This window comes from Frankia sp. AvcI1 (assembly GCF_001420875.1).
In the GTDB taxonomy this organism is placed as follows: domain Bacteria; phylum Actinomycetota; class Actinomycetes; order Frankiales; family Frankiaceae; genus Frankia; species Frankia alni.
On the sequence record NZ_LJFZ01000026.1, the window covers coordinates 59,869 to 80,481 of the forward strand.

Annotated in this window: 15 protein-coding genes and 9 pseudogenes; 9 read left to right on the plus strand and 15 right to left on the minus strand. The window is 74.7% G+C overall.

Annotated features, from left to right (window positions below; translation table 11 throughout):
* The first annotated feature begins 91 nt into the window (after positions 1-91).
* Positions 92-970, plus strand: coding sequence for an NAD(P)-dependent oxidoreductase (locus UK94_RS23275; RefSeq protein ID WP_095212939.1), 879 nt, complete (start codon positions 92-94; stop codon positions 968-970).
* 145 nt (positions 971-1,115) lie between these two features.
* Here the strand turns inward: UK94_RS23275 and UK94_RS23280 are convergent, their stop codons facing one another.
* Complete coding sequence (locus tag UK94_RS23280; protein WP_011604741.1) at positions 1,116-1,682, minus strand: shikimate kinase; 567 nt, start codon at positions 1,680-1,682, stop codon at positions 1,116-1,118.
* 344 nt (positions 1,683-2,026) lie between these two features.
* Here UK94_RS23280 and UK94_RS23285 point away from each other — a divergent pair, with 344 nt between their 5' ends.
* The gene (locus UK94_RS23285; RefSeq protein WP_055751509.1) at positions 2,027-2,386 is read left to right on the plus strand and encodes a hypothetical protein; all 360 of its coding nucleotides are present in this window, start codon (positions 2,027-2,029) and stop codon (positions 2,384-2,386) included.
* Positions 2,387-2,761: 375 nt separating this feature from the next.
* Here UK94_RS23285 and UK94_RS23295 read toward each other — a convergent pair whose 3' ends face one another.
* The 3 genes and pseudogenes from UK94_RS23295 to UK94_RS62965 all read right to left on the minus strand — a co-directional run.
* Entirely contained in the window at positions 2,762-3,850 is a 1,089-nt protein-coding gene (locus UK94_RS23295; RefSeq protein WP_235489396.1) for a LysR family transcriptional regulator, read from the minus strand.
* Positions 3,851-4,407: 557 nt separating this feature from the next.
* The coding region (locus UK94_RS62960; RefSeq protein ID WP_235489398.1) for a CoA transferase at positions 4,408-4,983 on the minus strand (576 nt) is incomplete at its 5' end.
* 1 nt (position 4,984) lies between these two features.
* A pseudogene (locus UK94_RS62965) lies at positions 4,985-5,571 on the minus strand (CoA transferase); the annotation flags it as partial.
* 410 nt (positions 5,572-5,981) lie between these two features.
* Here UK94_RS62965 and UK94_RS23310 point away from each other — a divergent pair.
* Entirely contained in the window at positions 5,982-6,383 is a 402-nt protein-coding gene (locus tag UK94_RS23310) for a PPOX class F420-dependent oxidoreductase (protein ID WP_055751510.1), read from the plus strand.
* Between the two features lie 21 nt (positions 6,384-6,404).
* Here UK94_RS23310 and UK94_RS23315 read toward each other — a convergent pair whose 3' ends face one another.
* From UK94_RS23315 to UK94_RS23330, 4 genes are all read right to left on the minus strand, one after another.
* Positions 6,405-6,653, minus strand: coding sequence for a hypothetical protein (locus UK94_RS23315; protein ID WP_011604734.1), 249 nt, complete (start codon positions 6,651-6,653; stop codon positions 6,405-6,407).
* A 163-nt stretch (positions 6,654-6,816) separates the two neighbouring features.
* The gene (locus tag UK94_RS23320) at positions 6,817-7,482 is read right to left on the minus strand and encodes a hypothetical protein (RefSeq protein ID WP_011604733.1); all 666 of its coding nucleotides are present in this window, start codon (positions 7,480-7,482) and stop codon (positions 6,817-6,819) included.
* Positions 7,483-7,707: 225 nt separating this feature from the next.
* Positions 7,708-8,529, minus strand: an 822-nt coding sequence (locus UK94_RS62970; protein ID WP_235489400.1) for an MFS transporter, incomplete at its 5' end; no start/stop codon positions are given.
* A 903-nt stretch (positions 8,530-9,432) separates the two neighbouring features.
* On the minus strand, positions 9,433-9,825 hold a 393-nt coding region (locus UK94_RS23330; RefSeq protein ID WP_235489402.1), incomplete at its 5' end, for a MarR family transcriptional regulator.
* Positions 9,826-10,093: 268 nt separating this feature from the next.
* On the opposite strand from UK94_RS23330, the gene UK94_RS23335 reads away from it, so the two are divergent.
* The 5 genes and pseudogenes from UK94_RS23335 to UK94_RS62985 form a co-directional block, all read left to right on the plus strand.
* Entirely contained in the window at positions 10,094-11,944 is a 1,851-nt protein-coding gene (locus tag UK94_RS23335; RefSeq protein ID WP_055751511.1) for a GGDEF domain-containing protein, read from the plus strand.
* 108 nt (positions 11,945-12,052) lie between these two features.
* Positions 12,053-12,913, plus strand: coding sequence for a class II glutamine amidotransferase (locus UK94_RS23340; RefSeq protein WP_011604729.1), 861 nt, complete (start codon positions 12,053-12,055; stop codon positions 12,911-12,913).
* 178 nt (positions 12,914-13,091) lie between these two features.
* Positions 13,092-13,885: CoA transferase (locus UK94_RS62975; protein WP_235489405.1), on the plus strand; the 794-nt coding region annotated here is incomplete at its 3' end.
* A 1-nt stretch (position 13,886) separates the two neighbouring features.
* Positions 13,887-15,039, plus strand: a pseudogene (locus UK94_RS62980) (CoA transferase); the annotation flags it as partial.
* 1 nt (position 15,040) lies between these two features.
* Positions 15,041-15,644: pseudogene (locus UK94_RS62985) on the plus strand (CoA transferase); the annotation flags it as partial.
* 87 nt (positions 15,645-15,731) lie between these two features.
* Here the strand turns inward: UK94_RS62985 and UK94_RS74805 are convergent.
* From UK94_RS74805 to UK94_RS74810, 3 pseudogenes are all read right to left on the minus strand, one after another.
* Positions 15,732-15,985, minus strand: a pseudogene (locus UK94_RS74805) (inositol phosphorylceramide synthase); the annotation flags it as partial.
* Between the two features lies 1 nt (position 15,986).
* Positions 15,987-16,211, minus strand: a pseudogene (locus tag UK94_RS62990) (phosphatase PAP2 family protein); the annotation flags it as partial.
* A gap of 1 nt (position 16,212) precedes the next feature.
* Positions 16,213-16,676, minus strand: a pseudogene (locus tag UK94_RS74810) (phosphatase PAP2 family protein); the annotation flags it as partial.
* A gap of 313 nt (positions 16,677-16,989) precedes the next feature.
* Here UK94_RS74810 and UK94_RS23355 point away from each other — a divergent pair.
* Positions 16,990-17,745 carry an alpha/beta fold hydrolase gene (locus tag UK94_RS23355; RefSeq protein ID WP_055751513.1) on the plus strand — a complete coding sequence of 252 codons (756 nt, stop codon included), beginning with the start codon at positions 16,990-16,992 and terminating at the stop codon, positions 17,743-17,745.
* A gap of 22 nt (positions 17,746-17,767) precedes the next feature.
* On the opposite strand, the gene UK94_RS23360 is transcribed toward UK94_RS23355, so the two are convergent.
* The 4 genes and pseudogenes from UK94_RS23360 to UK94_RS63010 all read right to left on the minus strand — a co-directional run.
* The gene (locus tag UK94_RS23360; RefSeq protein WP_011604725.1) at positions 17,768-18,478 is read right to left on the minus strand and encodes an HAD family phosphatase; all 711 of its coding nucleotides are present in this window, start codon (positions 18,476-18,478) and stop codon (positions 17,768-17,770) included.
* Positions 18,479-18,591: 113 nt separating this feature from the next.
* Positions 18,592-19,146 (minus strand): annotated as a pseudogene (locus UK94_RS63000) (lipase); the annotation flags it as partial.
* 1,302 nt (positions 19,147-20,448) lie between these two features.
* A pseudogene (locus UK94_RS63005) lies at positions 20,449-20,563 on the minus strand (branched-chain amino acid ABC transporter substrate-binding protein); the annotation flags it as partial.
* 1 nt (position 20,564) lies between these two features.
* Positions 20,565-20,613, minus strand: a pseudogene (locus tag UK94_RS63010) (hypothetical protein); the annotation flags it as partial.

Consider the following 20,613-nt stretch of genomic DNA (forward strand, 5'->3'; position numbering starts at 1 on the left):
GACGTCACGTGCGTCAGGGCCCGGGTTGCCGGCAGGACGCCGGGTACACCGCCCGGGTGGCGCCGCGAAGGGGGATGCCGGGGTGGTGGCGGTGGCGATTGTGAGCCCCGGCGCGATGGGCTCCGCGCTGGGGCGCGGCTACGCCGAAGGCGGCGCCCGGGTCCTGGCCTGCGTCGCGGGCCGCTCGCAGCGGACCCGCGCGCTCGCGGACGGGCTGGATCTCGTCGACTCTCTCGACGCGGCGGTCAAGGCGGCGGACGTCGTGCTGTCGGTGGTGCCGCCGGGCGAGGCCCTCGCCGTGGCCGGCGCGATCCGCCGGTCGGCCGCCGCGGCGGGGGTGACCCCGCTGGTCGCCGACCTCAACGCGGTCTCCCCGGCGACGCTCGCGCGGGTGGGGCAGGCCCTGGGCGGGCTGGACCTCGTCGACGGGTCGATTTCCGGGCCGCCGCCGCGGGCCGCCTCCACGCGGGCGCGCACCCGGCTGTACCTGAGTGGTCCGCGGGCCGGTGAGATCGCCGCGCTGGCCCATCCTCGGCTCGAACCGCGCGTCCTGGCGGGTCCCGTGGGTGCCGCGAGCGCGCTGAAGATGAGCACGGCGAGCCTCTACAAGGGACTCGCCGCCCTCTTCCTGCAGGCGACCGCGGCGGCGCAGCGGGCCGGGGTGCTCGACGCGATGCTCGACGACGTGGCGCCGACGTTCCCGGCCCAGGTCGCCGAGCTCGGATCGTGGCTCGCGCTGTCGGCGAGCAAGGCGGACCGCTACGTCACCGAGATGCGGGAGATCGCCGCGACCCAGGCCGCCGCGGGCCTGCCGTCGGAGCTGTTCGAGGCGATGGCCGTGGTGTGGGAGCGGGTCGCGGGCTCGCCGCTCGGTGCGCTGAGCCCGGAGCAGGCCGCCGGCGTGACGGACGCCGCCGCGGTGATCCGCGCCCTCGGCCTGCCCGCCGCCGGGTTCCCGCCCGAGACCTGAGAACCGAACCCGAACGCGAACCGAGCCCGACCCCGAACCGAGACCGAGACCGGCTGGCTGTCCCACCCCGGCGCCCGGACCCGCAACCCGCGCGGTGGGTGCGGGCACGACGTGCACAGCCGGCGCCGCGTCCGCGCGTCGGAGTTCAGCCGGCGCCGACGAGGCGGGCGAGCTCGGCAGCGATCTCGTGCGGTTCGCGGCCGTCGGTGTCCACGACGTGCCCGACGCGGCGGTAGACGTCGTCGCGGGCGGCGAACATCTCGTTCAGGGTGCTCAGCAGGTCGCCGTCGAGCCAGGGCCGGCCCTGGCCGCGGCCGACCCGGCGAGCCAGGGTCCGCGGGGTCGCCCGCAGGTAGACGACGCGGCCGGCGTCGACGATGCGGCCCAGGTCGTCGGGGTTGTCGGCGATGCTGGCCGCGACCCCGGCGACATACGGCGCCGGGGTGTCGAGCAGGGCGTGAAGCTGGCGCGACTCCTGGTCGTGCAGGGCCGCGCGGCCCAGGTCGGCCAGGGCGGGCGCGTCGAGTCCGGTCCGCTGCTGGAGCAGGGCGTCGTTGTCCAGGTAGGGCCGGCCGAGCCGGGCCGCGAGCGCCCGGCCCACCGTCGACTTGCCCGATCCCATCAGCCCGACGAGGAAGATCCGCTCGCTGCCGTCGCCGCCGGCGGCGGCGCTCCGCTCGGCAGCCGGTACGGACCGGGATGACGACGACATGGGACCCGTGTACCCACCCGCGGAAGCGGGTGAACACGGCACGAGGGCATCGACCGCGCTAAGTGGCCGGGGCGGGGCGAGACCGGCCGGGACGGGGCGTCACCCGCTGAGACGCGGCCAGGACAACCACAAAGGGGTGACCGGCGATTCCTTATGGCTCGTTTTTCCGTATTACATTGTGCCGCCGACGCCCATTCGGGACGCTTCCGATTGTGGTGTCTGATGCCCGGAGCTGGGCGCAGACATTCTCATTCAACGTCGGCTTGGCGCTGGCCGAACCGGCTGCGGTAGCGTCCCTCTCGCGCCCTCAGNGCGTTCGGATAATGACCGGAAGGATCACAAGAATGAGCCAGCAGGACCAGCAGCAGCAGCGCCAGCAGGTGGAGCAGCAGCTGCGCCAGAACTGGCGGCAGATCCGCTACCGCATCCTTGACCAGTTCGGTCAGGTCAGCACGGCGGATCTCGACGCCGCGACCGACATCGAGGACCTCGTCGCGCGCATTGCCGACAAGACGCACCACAGCGAGCGCTACGTCGAGAACCGCCTGCGCGAGCTGGCGGGCGTCGGTGGCGGCCAGGGCGGAATCGGCGGCCAGGGCGGAATCGGCGGCTCCGGCGAGCGCTTCGGCGGCGGCCAGCAGGGTAACCAGGGCAACCTCGGAAACCAGGGGAACCAGGGCCAGCCGTTCGGTGCCCAGCAGTAATCTGGTAACTCGGTCCGACCAGTCCTGGCGCGCCGTTCAGTAACCGGTGCGTCGCGCAGCTTTCCTTTCGCTACTCGGCGCGCATGCTCAGCGCGCGCCGAGTAGCGATCTGAGCTCCAGCAGATCGTCGATCAGCTTGGCCGTCTCCGCGTTCCGGGGAAGCCGGCGGAGTTCTTCCAGCATCGCGTCGGTCTGCGCCATGCTGGGAATATCGTCAACGGACGCGGCTATCGCCACGATTTCGGCGTCGGGACAAGCTCCTGTCTGCATGCCTCAGAGTTGCACACGGGCATTCACTCAAAATTAACTCAGGATTCCTCCGCGTTAAATCTTCCACCGATCCCGGCACGGGGAGTGAGGGTCCGGCCCGTGATGTCACGGTCCGTGGCGCCCAGCTGACCCCGTGAGCCACGCGTGGTCGGCGGCGGGAAGCCAGTGGCGGCCGGGAGCGTACTCGAGCCAGCGACGGCGGGCGGCGGTCTCGGCGAAGGCGCGCAGCAGGCTGCGCCCCGCGGCGCACGGCTCGCCCCGCCACAGCAGCGACCACGCGTACAGCGGGGTCGGCTCCACCAGCCGCACCCCCCGCAGGCCGGCGTCGGCGGGCAGCACCATCTCCGCGGGCAGCACGCAGACGTAGCGGGGGTCCGCGCGCGGACGCTCCAGCAGCGGTTCGAGGCCGAGGTTGACCGCGGCCGCCTCGGCCGCGATCCCGAACCTGCCGGCGAAGCGGCGCAGGAAGTCGAGCCGGTCGAGGGCCGCGGGACACCACAGCACGCTGCTGCGCAGATCCGCGGGACGCACCCGCGCGCCGCCGGCCAGCGGATGGGCGGGGTGCAGGACCACGTCGAGAGGCTCCAGGCGGACGAGCCGGTGGGCGAAAGCCGGTGCGAACTCCCCGCCGGCACCCGCATCCACTCCGGGGGCATCCTCCCCGGGGGCGTCCTCCCCGGGGGCATGGTCGGTGAGGGCGTCGTCGGTGAAGGCATGGTCGGTGAAGGCATGGTCGGCGGTCGCGTGCACGCGCCCGAAGCCGAGGTCGATGGATCCGCGGGTCAGCGCGTCGACGGCCGTGGGCAGGTCGCGGCTGGCGCCGAGTTCCACGCCGAGCGCCGGGGCGTCGTCGAGGACTGCCCGCAGGGTGCGCATCGGACCGTAGAGGTGGCCCCACACGTCGACGCGCAGCGGACGGATCTCCGTTCTGGCCGCGGCGACAGCACGGTCCGCGGCCCGCAGCGCCGCCCGGCCCGGCTCCAGGAACCGCCGGCCCGCGTCGGTCAGCTCCACCGCGTGCCCGGACCGGTGGAACAGCGAGACGCCGAGCGCGTCCTCCAGCCGGGCGATCCGCTTGGACAGCGCCTGCTGGGTGAGGAACAGCCGCCGGGCGGCCCGGCCGAAGTGCAGCTCCTCGGCCGCCGCCACGAAGGCCCGCGCCTGGCCCAGGTCGAGATCCACGGCCTCCACCATGGCCGACCACCATCGGTTGTCAAGGCGGACGGACGGCTGTTGGTCGACGACGGCGCCCGGGCGGCATGCTGGCCGGCATGGATGATGCACGCGCGGTCGTGGTCCGCTATGTGGAGGCCGTCCGCGACGGCGACGCCGCGGTGATCCGTGACAGCTTCGCCGCGGACGCCGTCTGGCACTACCCGGGCAGCCTGCCGATCTCGGGTGAGTGGNGGGGACGCGACCGCATCGTCGACGACTTCCTCGGTGGGATGGGCAGCCGGTTGCAGCCCGGCGCGCCGCTGCACATCGAGCTGACCGACGTCCTCGCCGAGGGCCCGCGGGTCGTGGCCACCTGGATCTCCCGCGGCACCGCTGCCGGCGGCGCGCCGTACGACAACCGGTGCCTGGGCATCTTCGAGGTCCGCGACGGCCGCATCGTCTCCGTCCGGGAGTACGCCGACACCGACCACGTGGCCCGCGTCCTGTTCGCCTGACCGCCGGACGCCGGACCGCCGGACCGCCGGACGCCACGCCCGCCCCGTCCGGGCGCGGTCACCCGACCGGGCAGCGGGGACTCAGCCGAAGGCGCCCTGGGCGCGGTAGTCGTCGACGGTGGCGGCGTCGAGGCCGAGGCCGCGCAGCACCTCGGCGGTGTCGGCCCCGAGTTCGGGGGCGCGGCTGCGGGCGCGGGCGGGTTCGCCGTCGAACTGGTAGGGCGGGGCGACGACCCGAAACGGCGTGCCGTCCTCGGCGGTCAGCTCGGAAAGGTAGCCGTTCTCCCGGACCTGCACGTGGTCGTGAACCTCGGCGGGCGTCAGCGCGGGCGCCCACACCCCGGAGAACCCGGCCAGGGTCTCGCGCCACTCGTCGAGGGTGCGTTCGGCGAAGATGCCGTCGAGCACCTCGACGCAGGCCCGGTTGTGGGTGAAGCGGGCGGCGGCGTCGAGGAACCGCGGGTCGGCGACGAGCTCGGGACGGTCGAGGACCAGGCACAGCTCGTCCCAGAACCGGTCGGCCTGCAGGCAGACCAGGTTGATCCAGCGTCCGTCCTTGGTCCGGTAGTAGTTGGCGATCGGGTTTCCCGGGGCGCGGCGGTCGGCCCGCGGCACCTCGCCGGAGAACGGCGCGGCGGCGATGTCCGCGCCCAGCGCNCACATGCCGGTGTTGAGCAGGGAGACGTCGACGACGGCGGTCTCGCCCGTCCGCTCCCGGCGGTAGAGGGCCATCGCGACGGCGCCGGCGATGGTGTTGCTGCCCTGCAGGTCGTAGAAGGCGGCCGGCTGGGCGACCGGTTCGTCGTCACCGGCGCCGGTGAGCTTGTGCAGGGTCCCCGAGCTGCACCAGGCCGCCGCCGAGTCGTAGCCGCCGGTGTTGACCATCGGGCCGCGGCTGCCCCAGCCGCTGCCGCGCACGTAGACCAGCCGGGGGTTCACCGCCCGCAGGTCGTCGACGTCGATGCCGAGGCGGGCGCGTAACGCCGGCAGGTAGCTGGTGAGGAACACGTCGGCGTCGGCGACGAGGCGCAGCAGCACCTCCCGGCCGGCGGGGGTGGTCAGGTCGAGGGTGACGCTGCGCTTGCCGTGGTTGGGGATCTCCAGGAACGGGTTGGGACCGCTGTCGTCCTGGTTGAGCAGGTTGCGCAGCAGGCGCTGCGGGTCGCCGGTGGGCGGTTCGACCTTGACGACGTCGGCACCGAGATCGGCGAGGATCGCGCCCGCGGCCGGCACGAACGTCCACCCNGCGATCTCGACGACGCTCACGCCCTCGAACGGTCTGCTCATCGTCCGCTCCTCCTCGCTGCGCACCCGCTGCCCGCACTCCCCCAGCCCGTGAACCTAGTAGGAACAGTTAGCCATGTCAGCCAGATCACTTTCCTGACGGCGAGCAATCAGCCGGTTACCTCTGCTGGCCGTGATGGAGCACGACGGGAATTTCAAGATCATTAACGTCGCCCGCCATTTCGTCAACAGCGTTGATTATCTTGGAGACAGGCCGGGACTCCGAGTGTTGACCTCACCACGGGTTCAGCTTCTAGGGTCGATCACGGACGGGCCCGCCCGTGGTCGCCGCCGCCCGTCCGCCGCGGCCGCGCCCGGTCACGGCCCGCCGTCGCTCCCGGACAGACCGGGACTCGCCAGAGNGAGCCCTTGTGGTCTTCACCCCGGCCGAACTCGACTACCTGCACTCCCAGCGCCTGGGCCGGCTCGCCACGCTCGCCCCGGACGGGACGTTGCAGAACAGCCCGGTCGCCCACGCCGTCGACGACGCGACCGGAGTGATCAGTATCTACGGCTACGACCTCGGCAACAGCCGCAAGTTCCACAACATCGCCGCGAACGGCCAGGTGGCGTACGTCGTCGACGACATCGCCTCGCTGGAGCCGTGGACGGTGCGCGGCCTGGAGATCCGCGGGACCGCCGAGGCCCTGACCGGCTGGGATCCCCCGGCCGCGCACCTGAGCCCCGAGGTCATCCGCGTGCACCCGCGCCGGATCATCAGCTGGAACCTCGGCGTCGACGGTCGAGAGGGCTCGCGGCGCACGGTGGCGTGAGTGGTGGCGTGAGNGGTCGCGCTATCGGCGCGGTTCGTCCCGGTGCCGGCCCCCGTCCTGGTCCGCGTCGGCGCGCGGCGGGGTGTCGGTGACCGCCGCGGCGGGTTCCGGGCGGTCCTCGACGCCGGCGTCCACGCGTTCCCGCTCGGTGCGGGCGGCGAGCACGTCGTCGTCCAGCGGTCCGCGGACGCCGCCGTGGCGCGCCTGGTCGCGCCAGCCGGCGGAGACGCGGCTCGCGGTGTCGCTCGGTCGGCGGCTGTCGGTCGACATCGGCGTCTTCCTCTCGTTGCGGCGGATGACGGCCATCCGCGTCGATGACGGACGCCTCCCCGCCCCGCCGCCGGCAAAACTCCCCGCCCCCCCGCGGGCGTCCCCGGCCGTCCGTGGCGCCGGTCCGCGGTCGCCGGTCGCCCCGGCCGGCTCGGCCGGCGAGTTACTCGGCGACGAGGCGTTCGATGTCCGCGGGCCGCCACACCCCGGCGGCGCCGGGCCGGGCGGCGAGGTAGGCGGCGATCCGGGCCGGCGACCAGCCGTGCGCCTCGCGCAGGCCGCCGGCGAGCATGGCCAGGTAGCCGGCCGACGGCACGGTGGGGCGCACGTCGGCCAGCGACCATGGCGCGGTGAACGTCAGGACGGGAACGCCGCCGCGATGGCCGACGAGCACCAGCGTCTCGTAGCGGCCCGGACCGACCCGGGCCCGGCCGGTGCGCAGCACGGCGGCCAGGTCGAGGTCGACGTCGGGGGCGCGGTGCATCTCCTGGGCGGCGACGTCGGCGAACTGGCCCGCGGTGAGCAGGTAGGCCCGGCCGGCAACCTCCCCGCGGGCAGCCGGGTCGTAGAAGGCGATCCCACCCGTCCAGATCTGTGACTCCAGCGCGAAGTACACGTCACCGGGCAGCATGACCGGGACCGCCAACCTCGGCGGGCGCGGATCGCGGCAGCCCGGATGACGGTGGTCGCTGCCCGGCGGGCAGCCGCCGGCGAGGTAGTACGTCAGCCGGGCCATGCGCATGTTGGAGCCGTAGCTTGCATACCAGACCAGCTCGGGCCCGACCGACCGGGCCGGGTCCGTCCGCCCGGCGGGCGCCGGTCCGCTCATCGGGCCGCCCCGCAGCCCGCCGGCGCGCCCGCGGCGGCCCCGCGGGCGACCGTCGGCCTCCCGCGGGCGTCGCCCTGCCGGGGCCGGCGGCGCGCACCGGGCCCGCAACGACGCTCTCGCACCGTCACAGTATGGGAAGCCCGGGGGGCGGTAATCGGGTGTTTGTGACGTATGTCAGCACCCAGCGCGACCGCCCACGGCGGCCGACGCCGAGCGGGCGGGCGGTCAGGACACGCTGACCAGCGGAGCCGCCTCGTCAGCGGCGGCCGGGTTGACGAGGACGATGTTGCTCTGGGCGTGACGCCACAGTTCCCGGCTGGCACTTTCGTCCAGCAGCCCGCCGCCGCGGGTGGGGGCGCCGAGGACGATCGTGCGCGCGGCGCTCGCCCGGGCGTGCTCGGCCAGCAGCCGCCCCACCGCTGCGTGGTCGGCGGCGTGGAGCAGGACGTGCCCGGCCACCGGCACCCCCTGTGCCCGCAGCCGGTCGAGGTGGCGGCGCACCCCGGCGTGCGCGGCCGCGACAGGGTCGACGTCGGCCGCCGCGTCCGCGGTCACCGCCGCCTCCTGGACGTGGACCACGTCCACCGTCGCGCCGTGGATGCCGGCGAGGCGGCCGGCGGCGGCCGTCACCAGGTCGGCGACGGCCGACCCGTCGACGGCGGCCACGATCGTCCGCCGCGCCGGACCGGCCACCGGCTCGACCTCCTCCAGCCGCAGGGAGGCCGGCGGCGCGGCGGCGGTGACCTCCACCGCCTGCCCGGCCTCGGCGCGGGCCAGCAGGTCGTGGGCGGTGGCGAGCACGGCGATCCCCAGCGCGACCACGCCGGCGGCGAGGTAGAACGGCACGTGGACGTTGAACGCGTCGACGAGCTTGCCGGCGGCGTAGGGGGCGAGACCTCCGCCGATGAAGCGGACGAAGCCGTACGCGGAGGAGGCGATCGACCGCTCGACGGGGGCGACGCTCATGACCGCCTGGGTGGTGACGGTGTTGTTCACGCCGATGAAAACACCGGTGACGATGACCGCGGGAATCAGCACCGCCCGGTGNGTCGTCCAGATCGCGATCACTGCGATCACCGCGGCGAACAGGGCGAGGTTGCCGTAGAGCGTGCGGGCGAGGCCCAGGCGGGCCTGCAGCCACGGCGCGCCNGCCACGGCGAACACGGCGACGAGGACGCCCCAGCCGGTGAAGACCAGCCCGAGCTGGATGGCGCTCAGATGCATCGGGAACGGCGCGTACCCGAGCAGGGTGAAGAAGCCCCAGTTGTAGCAGAGCGCGGTCAACGACAGGGTGAGCAGCCCGCGGTGGCGCAGCGCGGCCAACGGCTCGCGCAGGCCGGTGCGGCGCGCCGGTAGCGGCATCGGCTCGACGAGCACGATCGTGGCCAGCAGCGCGACCGCCATGAGCACCGCCACGCCGTAGAACGGGCCCCGCCAGCTCACCTCGCCGAGCACGCCGCCGAGCAGCGGACCGCAGGCGATGCCGACCCCGAGCGCCGTCTCGTACAGCACGATCGCCCCGGCGAACCCGCCGCTGGCCGACGCCACGATCACCGCCAGCGAGGTCGCGATGAACAGGGCGTTGCCGACCCCCCAGCCGGCCCGGAACCCGACGATGCCGTTGATGCTCGACGCGGAGCCGGCGAGCGCGCTGAACACGACGATGACGGCGAGGCCGACGATCAGCGTCCGCTTCGCGCCGATCCGGCTGGAGATCCAGCCGACCAGCAGCATCGCCACGGCCGTGATCACCAGGTAGCTGGTGAACAGCAGCGTCACCTGGCTCGGCGAGGCGTGGAGCTGGTTGGAGATCGCGGGCAGCACCGGATCGACCAGCCCGATTCCCATGAACGACACCACACAGGCGAAGGCCACCGCGAACACGGCCTTCGGCTGACGGAACGGACTGGCGGTCTGCGCGTGCGCGGACGCACTCATGCGGCGGCTCCCCTACTCACCTGCCGGTGTTGCCCGACGTGCCGGTGTTGTCTGCTGTGCCGGTGTTTCCTGCTGTGCCGGTGTCCGCTCGCCCGAGGCCAGGTCGACCAGGGCGTCGACGGCGGGCAGCGCAGCGCTCAGCGCCGCCCGCTCCTGCGGGCTGAGCTCGGCGAGCAGCCCGGCAACCCGTTCGACCCGCTTCGCGCGCCGGGCGGCCAGCGTGGCTCGGCCCGCCTCGGTGAGGTGGACGCGCACCACCCGGCCGTCGGTCGGGTCGGTGGCCCGGGCCACCAGGCCGGCGTCGGCCAGCCGGGTGACGAGCTGGGTCATCGCCGGCTGGGTGACGCCCTCCCGGGCGGCGAGGTCGGTCAGCCGGTGCGGCCCGAGGCGCTCCAGGGTCGACAGNGTGACCACGGCGCCGAACGACAGGTCGCTGGGCTGGGCAAGCTGGCGCACCACCCGGGCGAGACGTTCGAGGGCCGAACCAACCCGCAGCGCGAGCTCCGGNCCGTCCGTCCCAGCCACGCGATCTATCACTTCTTTATATTAAGCACTTATCTTTTGTCCTCGCCAGTGCCGGCATCGGCCGCTGACCGGCGATTCCACCCGGTGCCATCGGGTAGGTCCCTCGGTAAACCGTCGGGGGGGCGGAGGGAGGTCGGCCTGGGCCGTCATGGATGTGACCGACTGCGTGCTGGACCGGCTGGAGATCGGCCTGGTCGCCACCGCCGCGTCCGGCGGGCGGATCAGTTACGTCAACGACACCGCCTGCCGGATCCTCGGCCGCGACCGGGGTGCGCTCGTGGGCTCGCCGTTGACGGCCTACCTGCCGCCCGGCGACGCGGACCGGCTGTCGGCCTACCAGTCCCGCGCGCTCGCCCGGCTGACGGCGGTGCGCCCCGGCCGCGGGCCGGCGCTCGCCGAGGCCGGGAAACTCGCCGAGGCCGGGGAAGCTGTGGAGCAGCCGCTGGCCGTCCGCCTGACCCGGCCGGACGGGTCACCGGCGCCGGTGTTGATCGTCTCCACGGCCGTCGTCACCGACGACGGGGTGCAGGTCGTCAGCCGGGTGCAGGACATCACCGAGCGGGAACAGGCCAACCGGTATCTGCGGCTCGTGCTGGACCACAGCCCGGTGTCGATGCTGCTGATCGACCAGTCGGGCCGCTCGGTGTTCGGGCTGGGCAGGCACACGGCCGAGGAGGCCGCGGGACTTGCCGCCGCCGAGTCGGCGTCGGTGTTCGAGGTGTTCGCCGATCATCCGCAGGCGATGGACATGCTGCGCCGAGGTCTCGCCGGTGAGTCCGGCGCGCGGATCGTCGGCGCGTTCGGCCGCTACCTCGACCTGCACGTGATGCCGATCCGCGACGCCCAGGGCCAGGTCAGCCTGGCCGCGGCCATCACGATCGACATCACCGAGCGGGAGAGCGCCCGCGCCGCGCAGGCCCACCTCGCCGACCTGGCCCGCCAGGCCCTGGTCACCCTCGAGCCGGCCGTGCTGTGGCGCCGGGCGACGGCGGTGCTCGCCGAGCATCTCGGAGCGACGGCGACCCTGCACGAGGTCGACGGGGACACCGGCGCGCTGGGCCTGGTGGCCGTCGCCGGGCCGTCGGTGTCGCGATCCACGGCTGCCGCGGTCGCCCAGCAGGCCCTGCGCCGACCCGCGGGGTCACGGTCGGCCACCGACGGCGGCGAGTCGGCGACCGCCGGCGGCGAGGTGGACCCGTGCCCGGACGGCTGGTTCGCTCTCGCCGAGCCGATCGGTCTGCGCGGCGAACCTTCGGCGGTCGTCGCCGTCCAGCGCCCCCCGGGCGCCGCCGGGCCCCCGTACACCTCCCCCGGGACCGTCCTGCCGGCGGGGGTCGGGGCCTTCACCGACTCCGAACGCAGCTTCGTGGCGGCGGTGGCAGGCGTGCTCGGCGCGGCCGCGGCCCGCTTCGCCGCCGAGCGGGAGATCCGCTACCGCTCGCAGCACGACATGCTCACCGGCCTGCCGAACCGGGCCTCGCTGCTGGAGCGGCTGCGCAGCAGCCTGGCCGCGGACCACCGGGCGGGGGCCGGCGAGGGCCGGGCGGGCGCGGGGCGCACCGGCGTCGTGTTCGTCGACCTGGACAGCTTCAAGTCGGTCAACGACACCTACGGGCATCTGGCCGGCGACGTGCTCCTGCGCACGGTCGCCGGCCGACTGCGCGCCGCGGTGCGACCGTGTGACGTGGTCGCCCGCCTCGCCGGCGACGAGTTCGCCGTGCTCTGCACGCAGGTCGAGTCGGTCGAGACCGTCGAGCGGGTCGCCGCGCGGATCCTCGCCGGCCTGGCCGAACCGGTGACGATCGACGCCACCACGGTGACCGTCACCGCCAGCGCCGGCGTCGCGGTCTCCGGGCCCGGCCTCACCGACCCCGACCGCCTGCTCAACGCCTCGGACATCGCGATGTACGCCGCCAAGCGCGCCGGCGCCGGGCGCTGCGTCGTCCACCAGGACTGGATGCGCCTGAGCACGGGTCCGACACCCGCGACACCCGGGTAGGACGACGACGCGAGAACGGTCGACGCGAGAACGGTCGACGCGAGAACGGATCGGGCAGGCGGCGGTCCGGACCGGGCAGGGAGACGGAACGAGGAAGGGTGTACGCCGATGTGCCGACTTTTCGGGCTGACCGGGGCCCCGCGACGGACCCGGGCCACGTTCTGGCTGCTCGACGCCCCCGACAGCCTCGACGAGCAGAGCCACCGCAACCCGGACGGCACGGGCCTGGGCTACTTCGACGCCGACGGCCGGGCGGAGCTGTTCCGCCAGCCGATCGCCGCCTGGGAGGACCGCCAGTTCGCCGCGCGGGCGCGCCAGGCGCAGTCGACGACGTTCGTCGCCCACGTCCGCCACGCCTCCACCGGCGGGCTCGCGCCGCGCAACACCCACCCGTTCCGCCAGGACGGCCGGCTCTTCGCGCACAACGGGGTGATCGAGGGCCTCGACGTCCTACAGGCGCAGCTGGGCACCGCGATGGCGCAGGTGGCCGGCGACACCGACTCCGAACGCCTCTTCGCCCTGATCACCCGGGAGATCCACGCCGCCGGCGGCGACGTCGGGCGCGGGATCGCCGCCGCGGTCCGCTGGGTGGCCGCCAACCTGCCGCTCTACAGCATCAACCTGCTGCTGATCACGCCCGACGACCTGTGGGCGCTGCGGTACCCGGAGACCAACCGCCTGTTCCTGCTGGACCGGCCCGCCGGCGGCCAGCCGTTGCGGCACAGCGACGCCGCGGGAGCAACGCGGGTGCACGCCGACGAGCTGGCGAGCGCGCCCGCCGTCATCGTGGCGAGCGAACCCATGGACGACCATCCCGACTGGCGCCCGCTGCCCCCCGGCGACCTCGTCCACGTCGGCGCCGGCGGGCAGGTCACCTCGGTGACCGTCCTGCCCGATCCCCCGGCACACCCGCTCACCCTCGCCGATCTGCGCCCCGAGGCGGCGACCTCGCAGCAACAGCCCCACTGAACCCCTCGACCCGAACCCCGGTTTGGTGATCCTGATGTTTCCCTGCGGAACCGCACGCCGCTCCCGCATCGCACCGCATCGCACCGCGCACAGGACGAGATAGTTCTCCTCGCTGACCTAGTGCACTAGGATCCCCATCACAAGGTGCCGAGTGATCNCGGGGACGAGGGAGTACGGCGTGACGGAGATCACTTCCGATGGAGGGCCGGCCGGACCTGCGGGTCAGGCGCCGCTGGCGGGGCTGCGCGTCGTCGATCTGTCGGGCAGCCTGCCCGGGGCGCTGGCGACGCTGTTCCTCGCCGACGCCGGGGCCGACGTCGTGCTGGTCGAACCGCCCGGCGGCAGCGCGCTGCGCCGGCGGGTCGACTGGCCGGTCCTCGGCCGCGGCCGGCGCAGCGTCGTGGTGGACCTGCGCGCCGACGGCGGCCGCGACGAGCTCGACGCCCTGCTCGCCGACGCCGACGTCCTGGTCACCACGTACCGGCCGGCGACGCTCGCGGCGCTGCGGCTGACCGCGGCCGACCTCGCCGCCGACCACCCGCGGCTGGTCAGCGCGTCGATCACCGGCTTCGGGCCGGGCGGGCCGTGGCGCGACCTGCCCGGCTACGAGGGCCTGGTGCTGGCCAAGCTCGGCGTCTTCCACGTCAAGGAGGCGATCACGGCGCGGCGCGGGCCGGCCTACGTGTCGGTGCCCTTCGCCTCCTGGGGCGCGGCGCACACCGCCGTGCACGGCATCCTCGCCGCGCTGCTCGAACGCGACGCCAGCGGGCTGGGCCAGCAGGTCGCCGCCGACCTCGCCCGCGGCGTCGGCGCCCTGGACACCTGGAACTTCTACACCGAGATCGTCGGCATCCGCTGGCCCGACGCGTTCACCGTCGTCAAAGCGTTCAACGCCGCCGGAGAGGTCCAGGGGCCGCTGGTGTACCCGCTGCTGACCGCACCGACGAAGGACGGCACCTGGCTGCAGTTCGCNCAGGTCGAGCCGCGGCTGTTCGTCGCGCTGATGCGGGAGTTAGGCCTGGCGGAGGTGTTCACCGACCCGAAGTGGGCCGGTGTCCCCGCCCTGCCGACACAGGAACTGCGCACCGAGCTGTGGGAGCTGATGATCGAACGGGTCGGGCAGCGGACCCTCGCGGAATGGGAGGAGGTCTTCGCCGCCAACGGCGACATCTCCGCCGAGCCGTTCCGCCGCGGCGCCGACGCACTGGTCCACCCGCAGCTCGTCCACGAGGGCCGGCGCGTCACCGTCACCGACCCCGAGCTCGGCCCGGTCGTGCAGCCCTCCACCCTCGTCCACGCCGACGGCCACCCGCTGCGCGAGCTCGCGCCCGCACCCCGCCTCGGCCAGCCGGCGCCCGCCACAGCTCCGGGGGCCGCCGCCGCCCCGTCGACCGCCTCTCCCTCGACCGCCGCTGCTGCGTCGCCGGCTCTCGACTCGTCGGCGGCCACCACGGCGGCCACCACGGCGGCGGCGGGCGGTGCGGGCGGGCAGCCGCTCGCGGGGATCACCGTGCTGGACTTCGGGCTGATGTTCGCCGGGCCGTTCGCCGCGACCCTGCTCGCCGACCTCGGCGCCCGCGTCATCAAAATCGAGACGCTGGAGGGTGACACGATCCGCCGGGTCGCCGGCTTCCCCGAGTCCGGCGGCGCGAAGGTCATGCAGGGCAAGGAGAGCCTGTGCGTCGACCTGGCCACCGACGAGGGCCGCGCGATCGTCCACGACCTCGTGCGGCGGGCCGACGTGGTGCTGCAGGCGTTCCGGGCGGGCGCCGCCGAACGCGCCGGCATCGACGCGGCGACGCTGCGCGCCCTCAACCCCGACCTCGTCTACGTCAACGCCCCCGGCTACGGCACCGACGGCCCCTACGGCCACCGCCCGGCGTACGCCCCGGCGATCGGCGCGGCCAGCGGGCTGGCACTCACCGACGCCCCCGGTGTGCGCAGCGCGGTGACCACCGTGGGGCAGAAGAAGACCGGCGCGGTGCGCTGCTTCGCCGCCGCGGCCGCCGTGCCCGTGCAGGCCGACGGCATCGCCGCCCTCGGCGCCGCCTCCGCGATCCTGCTGGGCCTGGTCGCCCGCCGCCGGGGCCGGGCCACGGGCGCGCTGACGACGACGATGCTCGCGANCGCCACCCACGCCATCCTCGACCAGGTCGTCGACTATCCCGGCAGGCCGGCGCCGCGGGAGGTCGACGACGACGCCTGGGGGCTGTCCGCCCTGTACCGGATCTATCCGGCCGCGTCCGGCTGGGTGTTCCTCGCCGCCCCCGCGGACAAGGAGTGGCCGCGCCTGGCCGCGGTGCTCGCCGCCCACGCCGACCTCGACGCCGATCTCGGCGCCGACCCGAGGTTCGCGACCGCCGCGGGCCGGGTCGAGCACGACGCGGCCCTCGCCGACGTGCTGGCGAAGGCGTTCGGCACCCGGCCGGCCGCCGACTGGGAACGCGACCTCACCGCGGCCGGCGTGGGCTGTGTCGAGGTCGCCGAGCGCTCCCAGCAGACGATCATCCAGGTGGAGCCGGCCGCGGCGGAGGAGTACTGCGTGACCGTGCACAGCGACGTGTTCGACGAGCACCTGCGCCCCGGTCCCGCCACCCGCTTCTCCCGCTCCGCGACGAGCCCGAAGGGTTTCGCCTACGCCGGCGCGCACACCGACGCCATCCTCACCGAACTCGGCCACGACGCGGCCGCCATCGCCGACCTGCGCGAGCGCGGCATCGTCGGCGGCTGACCACCCGTCACGCCTCCCGCCCCACCGGCCTCCCGCCCCACCGGCTGGCCCCACCGGCTGGCAGCGCCGCCGGTCAGGCCAGCCGGGCTACCGGGGCAGGGGCGACGGGTCGCAGCCCGCGGCCGGCACGTCGCGGCGCGCGGCCCCGGCGGCGGCTGACGGGACCGTGACCAGGGCGGGGACGGCCTGCGGGCGTCCCCGCCCGGACTCGGCGCCGCCGCGGCGGGCGCGGATGCCCTCGCGCAGCCGGCGCAGCGCGCGGGTCAGGGCCCGGCCGACCACCTCGGCCAGCACCAGCAGCACGACCGCGACGATGCCGTCGGCCCAGAAGTGGTTCGCGGNGACGACGACGACGAGGGTCGTCACGATCGGATGCACGACGATCAGCCAACGCCAGCGGCTCGGGCTGATCCGGATGACCTCGTAGGCGATGAGGAACGCCCAGCCCACGTGCACCGAGGGCAGCGCCGAGAGCTGCGCGGCGACCCCGCCGCCGAACTCGCCGTACACCGACTGGCCGAGCAGCACCGCCTCGTCGACGAAGCCGACCGACGTCAGCATCCGCGGNGGCGCCACCGGCAGGAACATGTGGAACAGGAGCGACGAGCCGGTGAACAGCACGATCGTCGTGCGCACCGACGGGTAGGCGCGGCGGTGGCGGGCGAACACCCACACCAGGAAGAGGTTCATCGCCGGGAAGTGCACCCAGGAGTAGAAGTCGTTCGCGGCCCGCAGCAGGGTCTCGTGGCGCAGCATGAACCGTTCGAGCGTGACCTCGCTCGGCAGGTGCAGCCACTGCTCGGCCCGCCAGATCCACTCGGCGTGTTCGATCCCACCGGCGACGCGGGTCACCCCGAGGATGCGGGCGACCTGCCACAGCGTGAACAGGCCGAGGATGATGCCGGCCTCCCGGGACGCGGCGGCGACCAGCTCGACGCCGCGCCGCGGCCACCACCGGTGCACCACCCGGGCCACCACGGCCAGCGCCAGCAGCGCCCCCGCCCCGACCGCGGCCTGCTGCCACAGCGGCATCGGCGCCCCCGTTCTCGTCCCGTCGTCCTGCGTTCGTCGTGCGTCGTCCTGCGTTCGTCGTGCGTCGTCCTGCGTTCGTCGTGCGTTCGTCGTGCGAGGTGCGGCCAGCCACGGCGGCCAGCCCGGTCGGCGATGCGGCCGCCCCGGCCGTCACGTTACGACCCGTTCGCGCCGGATGCCGCCACCGGCCCGCCCACGCCGCGGAACCCGCCGATGCCGACGACGGGCGCGCGCCGCACCTCTTGACGCGATCGTCAGATCATCTAACGTCTTCTCACGTTTGACCGAGATAGACGAATGCGGGAGGTCTGTGATGGCGGAGGTCGGCATCGTGCTCGTGCACGGCGGTCAGCACGCCGGGGACTGTTGGGAACCCACCGTCGCCGAGATCGGGTTACAGGCGCCGGGTACGCCGGTCCTCGCCGTCGACCTGCCCGGCCGGCGCTCGGTGCCCGCGGACCTGGCCACGGTCACCGTCGACGACTGGGTGACGAGCACGATCGCGCAGATCGACGCCGCCGGCATCGGCGAGTTCGTCATCGTCGGCCATTCGATGGCCGGCCTGACCGTGCCCGGCGTCGTCGCGCGGCTGGGGCCGACGCGCGTGCGCCGGATGATCCTGCTGGGCGCCGCCGTACCGCCGCAGGGCCGATCGATCGTCGACACGGTGCCCGGCATCCTGGGCTGGGTCGCCCGCCGCAAGGCCGCGACCGGCCGCCCCGCCGCGCCGATGCCCCGCCTGCTGGCGCGCTACTCGTTCTGCAACGGCATGACCCGCGAGCAGCGGGCGTTCAGCCTGTCCCGGCTCTACGGCGAGTCCACCGCGGTGACGATCGAACCCACCGACCGCACCGGCCTCGACCGCTCCGTGCCCCGCACCTGGCTGCTGACCCTGCGCGACCGCGCCCAGACGCCGGCCACCCAGCGCCGCTCCATCGAGGCGTTGGGCGGCGTCGACGAGATCGTCGACCTCGACACCGGCCACAACGCCATGATCAGCCACCCCGCCGAGCTGGCCCGCCTCCTCCTCGACCGCGCCGGCCACCCCCTCGCCCACCCCACCGCCTGACTGCGGCTGTCCGAGCCCGACGTCATCCTTCCCGGGGAGTCCGACGGTCGACCAGGGCGGCGAGCCACGCCGGGGTGACGTCGGCGAGGCTCGGCACGACGGCGTCGGCGGGGACGTCCGGCGGCCGTGGCGTCGAGGGGACGAGGACGGTCACGCAGCCCGCGGCCAGGCCCGCCGTCGCGCCCGAGGCGCTGTCCTCCAGCACGACGCAGCGCGCCGGCGGCGCGGCGAGCAGCCGGCTGGCCCGCAGGTACGGCTCGGGATCCGGCTTGCCGTGCACCACCTCGTCCCCGGCGACCGACACCTGGAAGCGGGCCGCGCCCACCGCGCCGAGCACGTGGTCCATGAGCACCCGGGCCGACGACGACACCAGCGCCAGCGGCACGCCCTGCGCCGCGAGCGCGTCGAGCAGGTCGACGGCCCCGGGCCGGGCCACGATCGCCCCCGGCGCGGCGAACAGCTCGACGATGCGACCCATGACGAACCGCGCCGCCTCGTCGAAGCGCGAACCGTCCACCCCGAGCAGCGACAGCATGAGGTGCAGCGCGGTGTCCGGGCCGCGGCCCATGAGCGCCGCCTTGATCTCGGGGGTGAACACGCCGCCGAGGTGGGCGGCGAGGTCCTCCTGCGCCCGCGTCCACAGCCGCTCGGTGTCGACGAGCAGGCCGTCCATGTCGAACAGCACCGCGGCCGGCGTCCGCGCTCCACCCGACTCCGCGACGGCAGACGTCATGGGTGGAGCCTGGCACACCCGGCGGCCCCCGCGGGCCTCGATCGCTCCCCCGGCGTGGCCGGCGCAGGTCCCGCCCAGGCGCCGCCGATCCACGGCCCGTCGCAGGCGCGAGCTCAGCGCGGGCCACCGGGCGTCAGGAACCAGCGAACGACGGCCGCGGTGCCGGCCCGGTTGGAGCCCAGATGGTCGACGCCCGCGCCGAGGTCGACGATCGGGGCGTCGACGCCGTGCCCGCGCAGCGCCGCGGCACAGTGCTCGCTGTTCGCCCGGGGCACCTGGGTGTCGGCGCCGCCGGCGTAGAGCCGCACCGGCGCGGGCAGCGGCTGTGGCAGCGACCGCAGGCCCGGCGGCGCGGAGCAGGTCGCGTCGGCCACCGCCAGCGCCGCCGCGAACCGACCCCGCGGATGGCGCAGCAGCTCGGCGCCGCGCGGGGTGAGCAGGGCGTCGATGCTCGCCGGCAGGCCGGCGACGAACTGCTGGCCGGAGTGCTCGCCGTCGAACAGCGCCTCGACCGACGGGTCGCGGAAGACCTCCGCGGGCGCGTCGTACAGGTGGTGCAGCCGGTTGAACGCGACGAGCAGGTAGGCGGTGTAGCCGACGCCGTAGGGCTGTTCGACCCGGCCGGCCAGCAGGGCGGGCAGCTCCACCGAGCGGAAGTCGTAGGCGCCNCTGACCGGCGCCAGCGCGCCGAGGCGCAGCGACGCCTCGGCGCCGGCCTGCAGCGCCGCGCCGAGGCCGGTCGCCGCCGAGGCGCCCTGGGAGAACCCCGTCACCAGGACCCGCGGGTCGACCGTGCGCCCCTGCGCGGCGAGGAACGCCCGGGTGGCGCGCAGCAGGTCGAGCGACGCCGACACCTCGGAGGGCACGTCCATCCACGGATGCGGACCGGGCCCGACGCCGAGGCCGAGGTAGTCGGGGGCGGCCGCGGCGAAACCGGCCGCGGCGTAGGTGAGGGCCGGGGCCTGGCCCCAGCCGTCGGCGGCCAGGTCCGTCGCCGTCGACGGGGCGTCGACGCGGGCGATCTCGGTACCGTGGGTGTAGGAGACGACACGCAGCCGGCGGTCGTCGGTGGCGGGCAGGGCCAGCAAGCCGCTGGCGGTGGTTGCCTGCCCGCGCGGGTCGATCGTGCGGTAGACGAGCCGGTAGGTGACCACGCCGGCGCGCACGACCGCCGGGTCCGCGTCGAATCCGCTCGCGGTCAGCACCGCCCGCACCCGCGCCACGGACAGGACGTCCAGCCGCTCGGACGAGACCACCCCGCCGCGGTCCGAAGGTCCCGCAGTCGGCAACGGCAACCGCAACGGCGATGTCGCGCCGGACGATGCGACGACAGTGGGAGACGCCGCGACGGAAGCCGCGATGGCCCGAGACGCGGTCCCGGCAGACGCGGTCCCGGCAGACGCGGTGGCGCCGGCAGACGCGGTGGCGGGAGCTGCGGCGCTACCAAGGGCGCCGGTGGCCGTCAGCGCGAGGGCGGCGAACGCGGCGGCGGCCGCCCGCCGGTTCCTCGGGAAGCGCCCGGACGGGATGATCGTTTCGTGACGGAGGTGTCTGTCGTGAGGACGTAGCGCCATGTCGATCACGCTAGGGAGCCCGGCGCCCCGCCCCCATCCGGCCAGCGGCCGACCGTGGCGGGGGCCTGCCCCCGTCCGTTTCCTGGGGATGCCCTCACGTGTCGTCTCGAACCCGGCAGGCCGTCACCGAGCCACTGGCCGGCGACGGCCCGCCGGCGAGGTCGGTTCTGCGGTGCGCTGCGCGCGGTCTGGGACGGTGAAACGTCCGCGCCGCACCGCAGCGCAACGCGTGCATCGCAACCCGGCAGGGCGCGCGGTCGGCGCGGCGGCGCGGCGGAGGCGGCGGCGGCGCGGCGGTATCGCTACGGCGGATCTGTCCGGCGGGGGGCGGCGGCGCCCCCCGCCGGACCGGGGCGGCCCGCGCGACGGCCGGGGCCGGGCCGCCGCGCGGAGCCGTCAGAGGGTCGGGCCGAGCGCCTTGCCGCACAGGTTGTCCTGCGCGACGGAGAAGGCGCTGCCCGACGGGTTGACCTGCATCAGCGCGAAGCAGGTCGGCGGGCGACCCCGGGTCNCACCGATGTTGGTCGGTTGGATGAGGCCGCCGGCGTCGTAGCGGGTCAG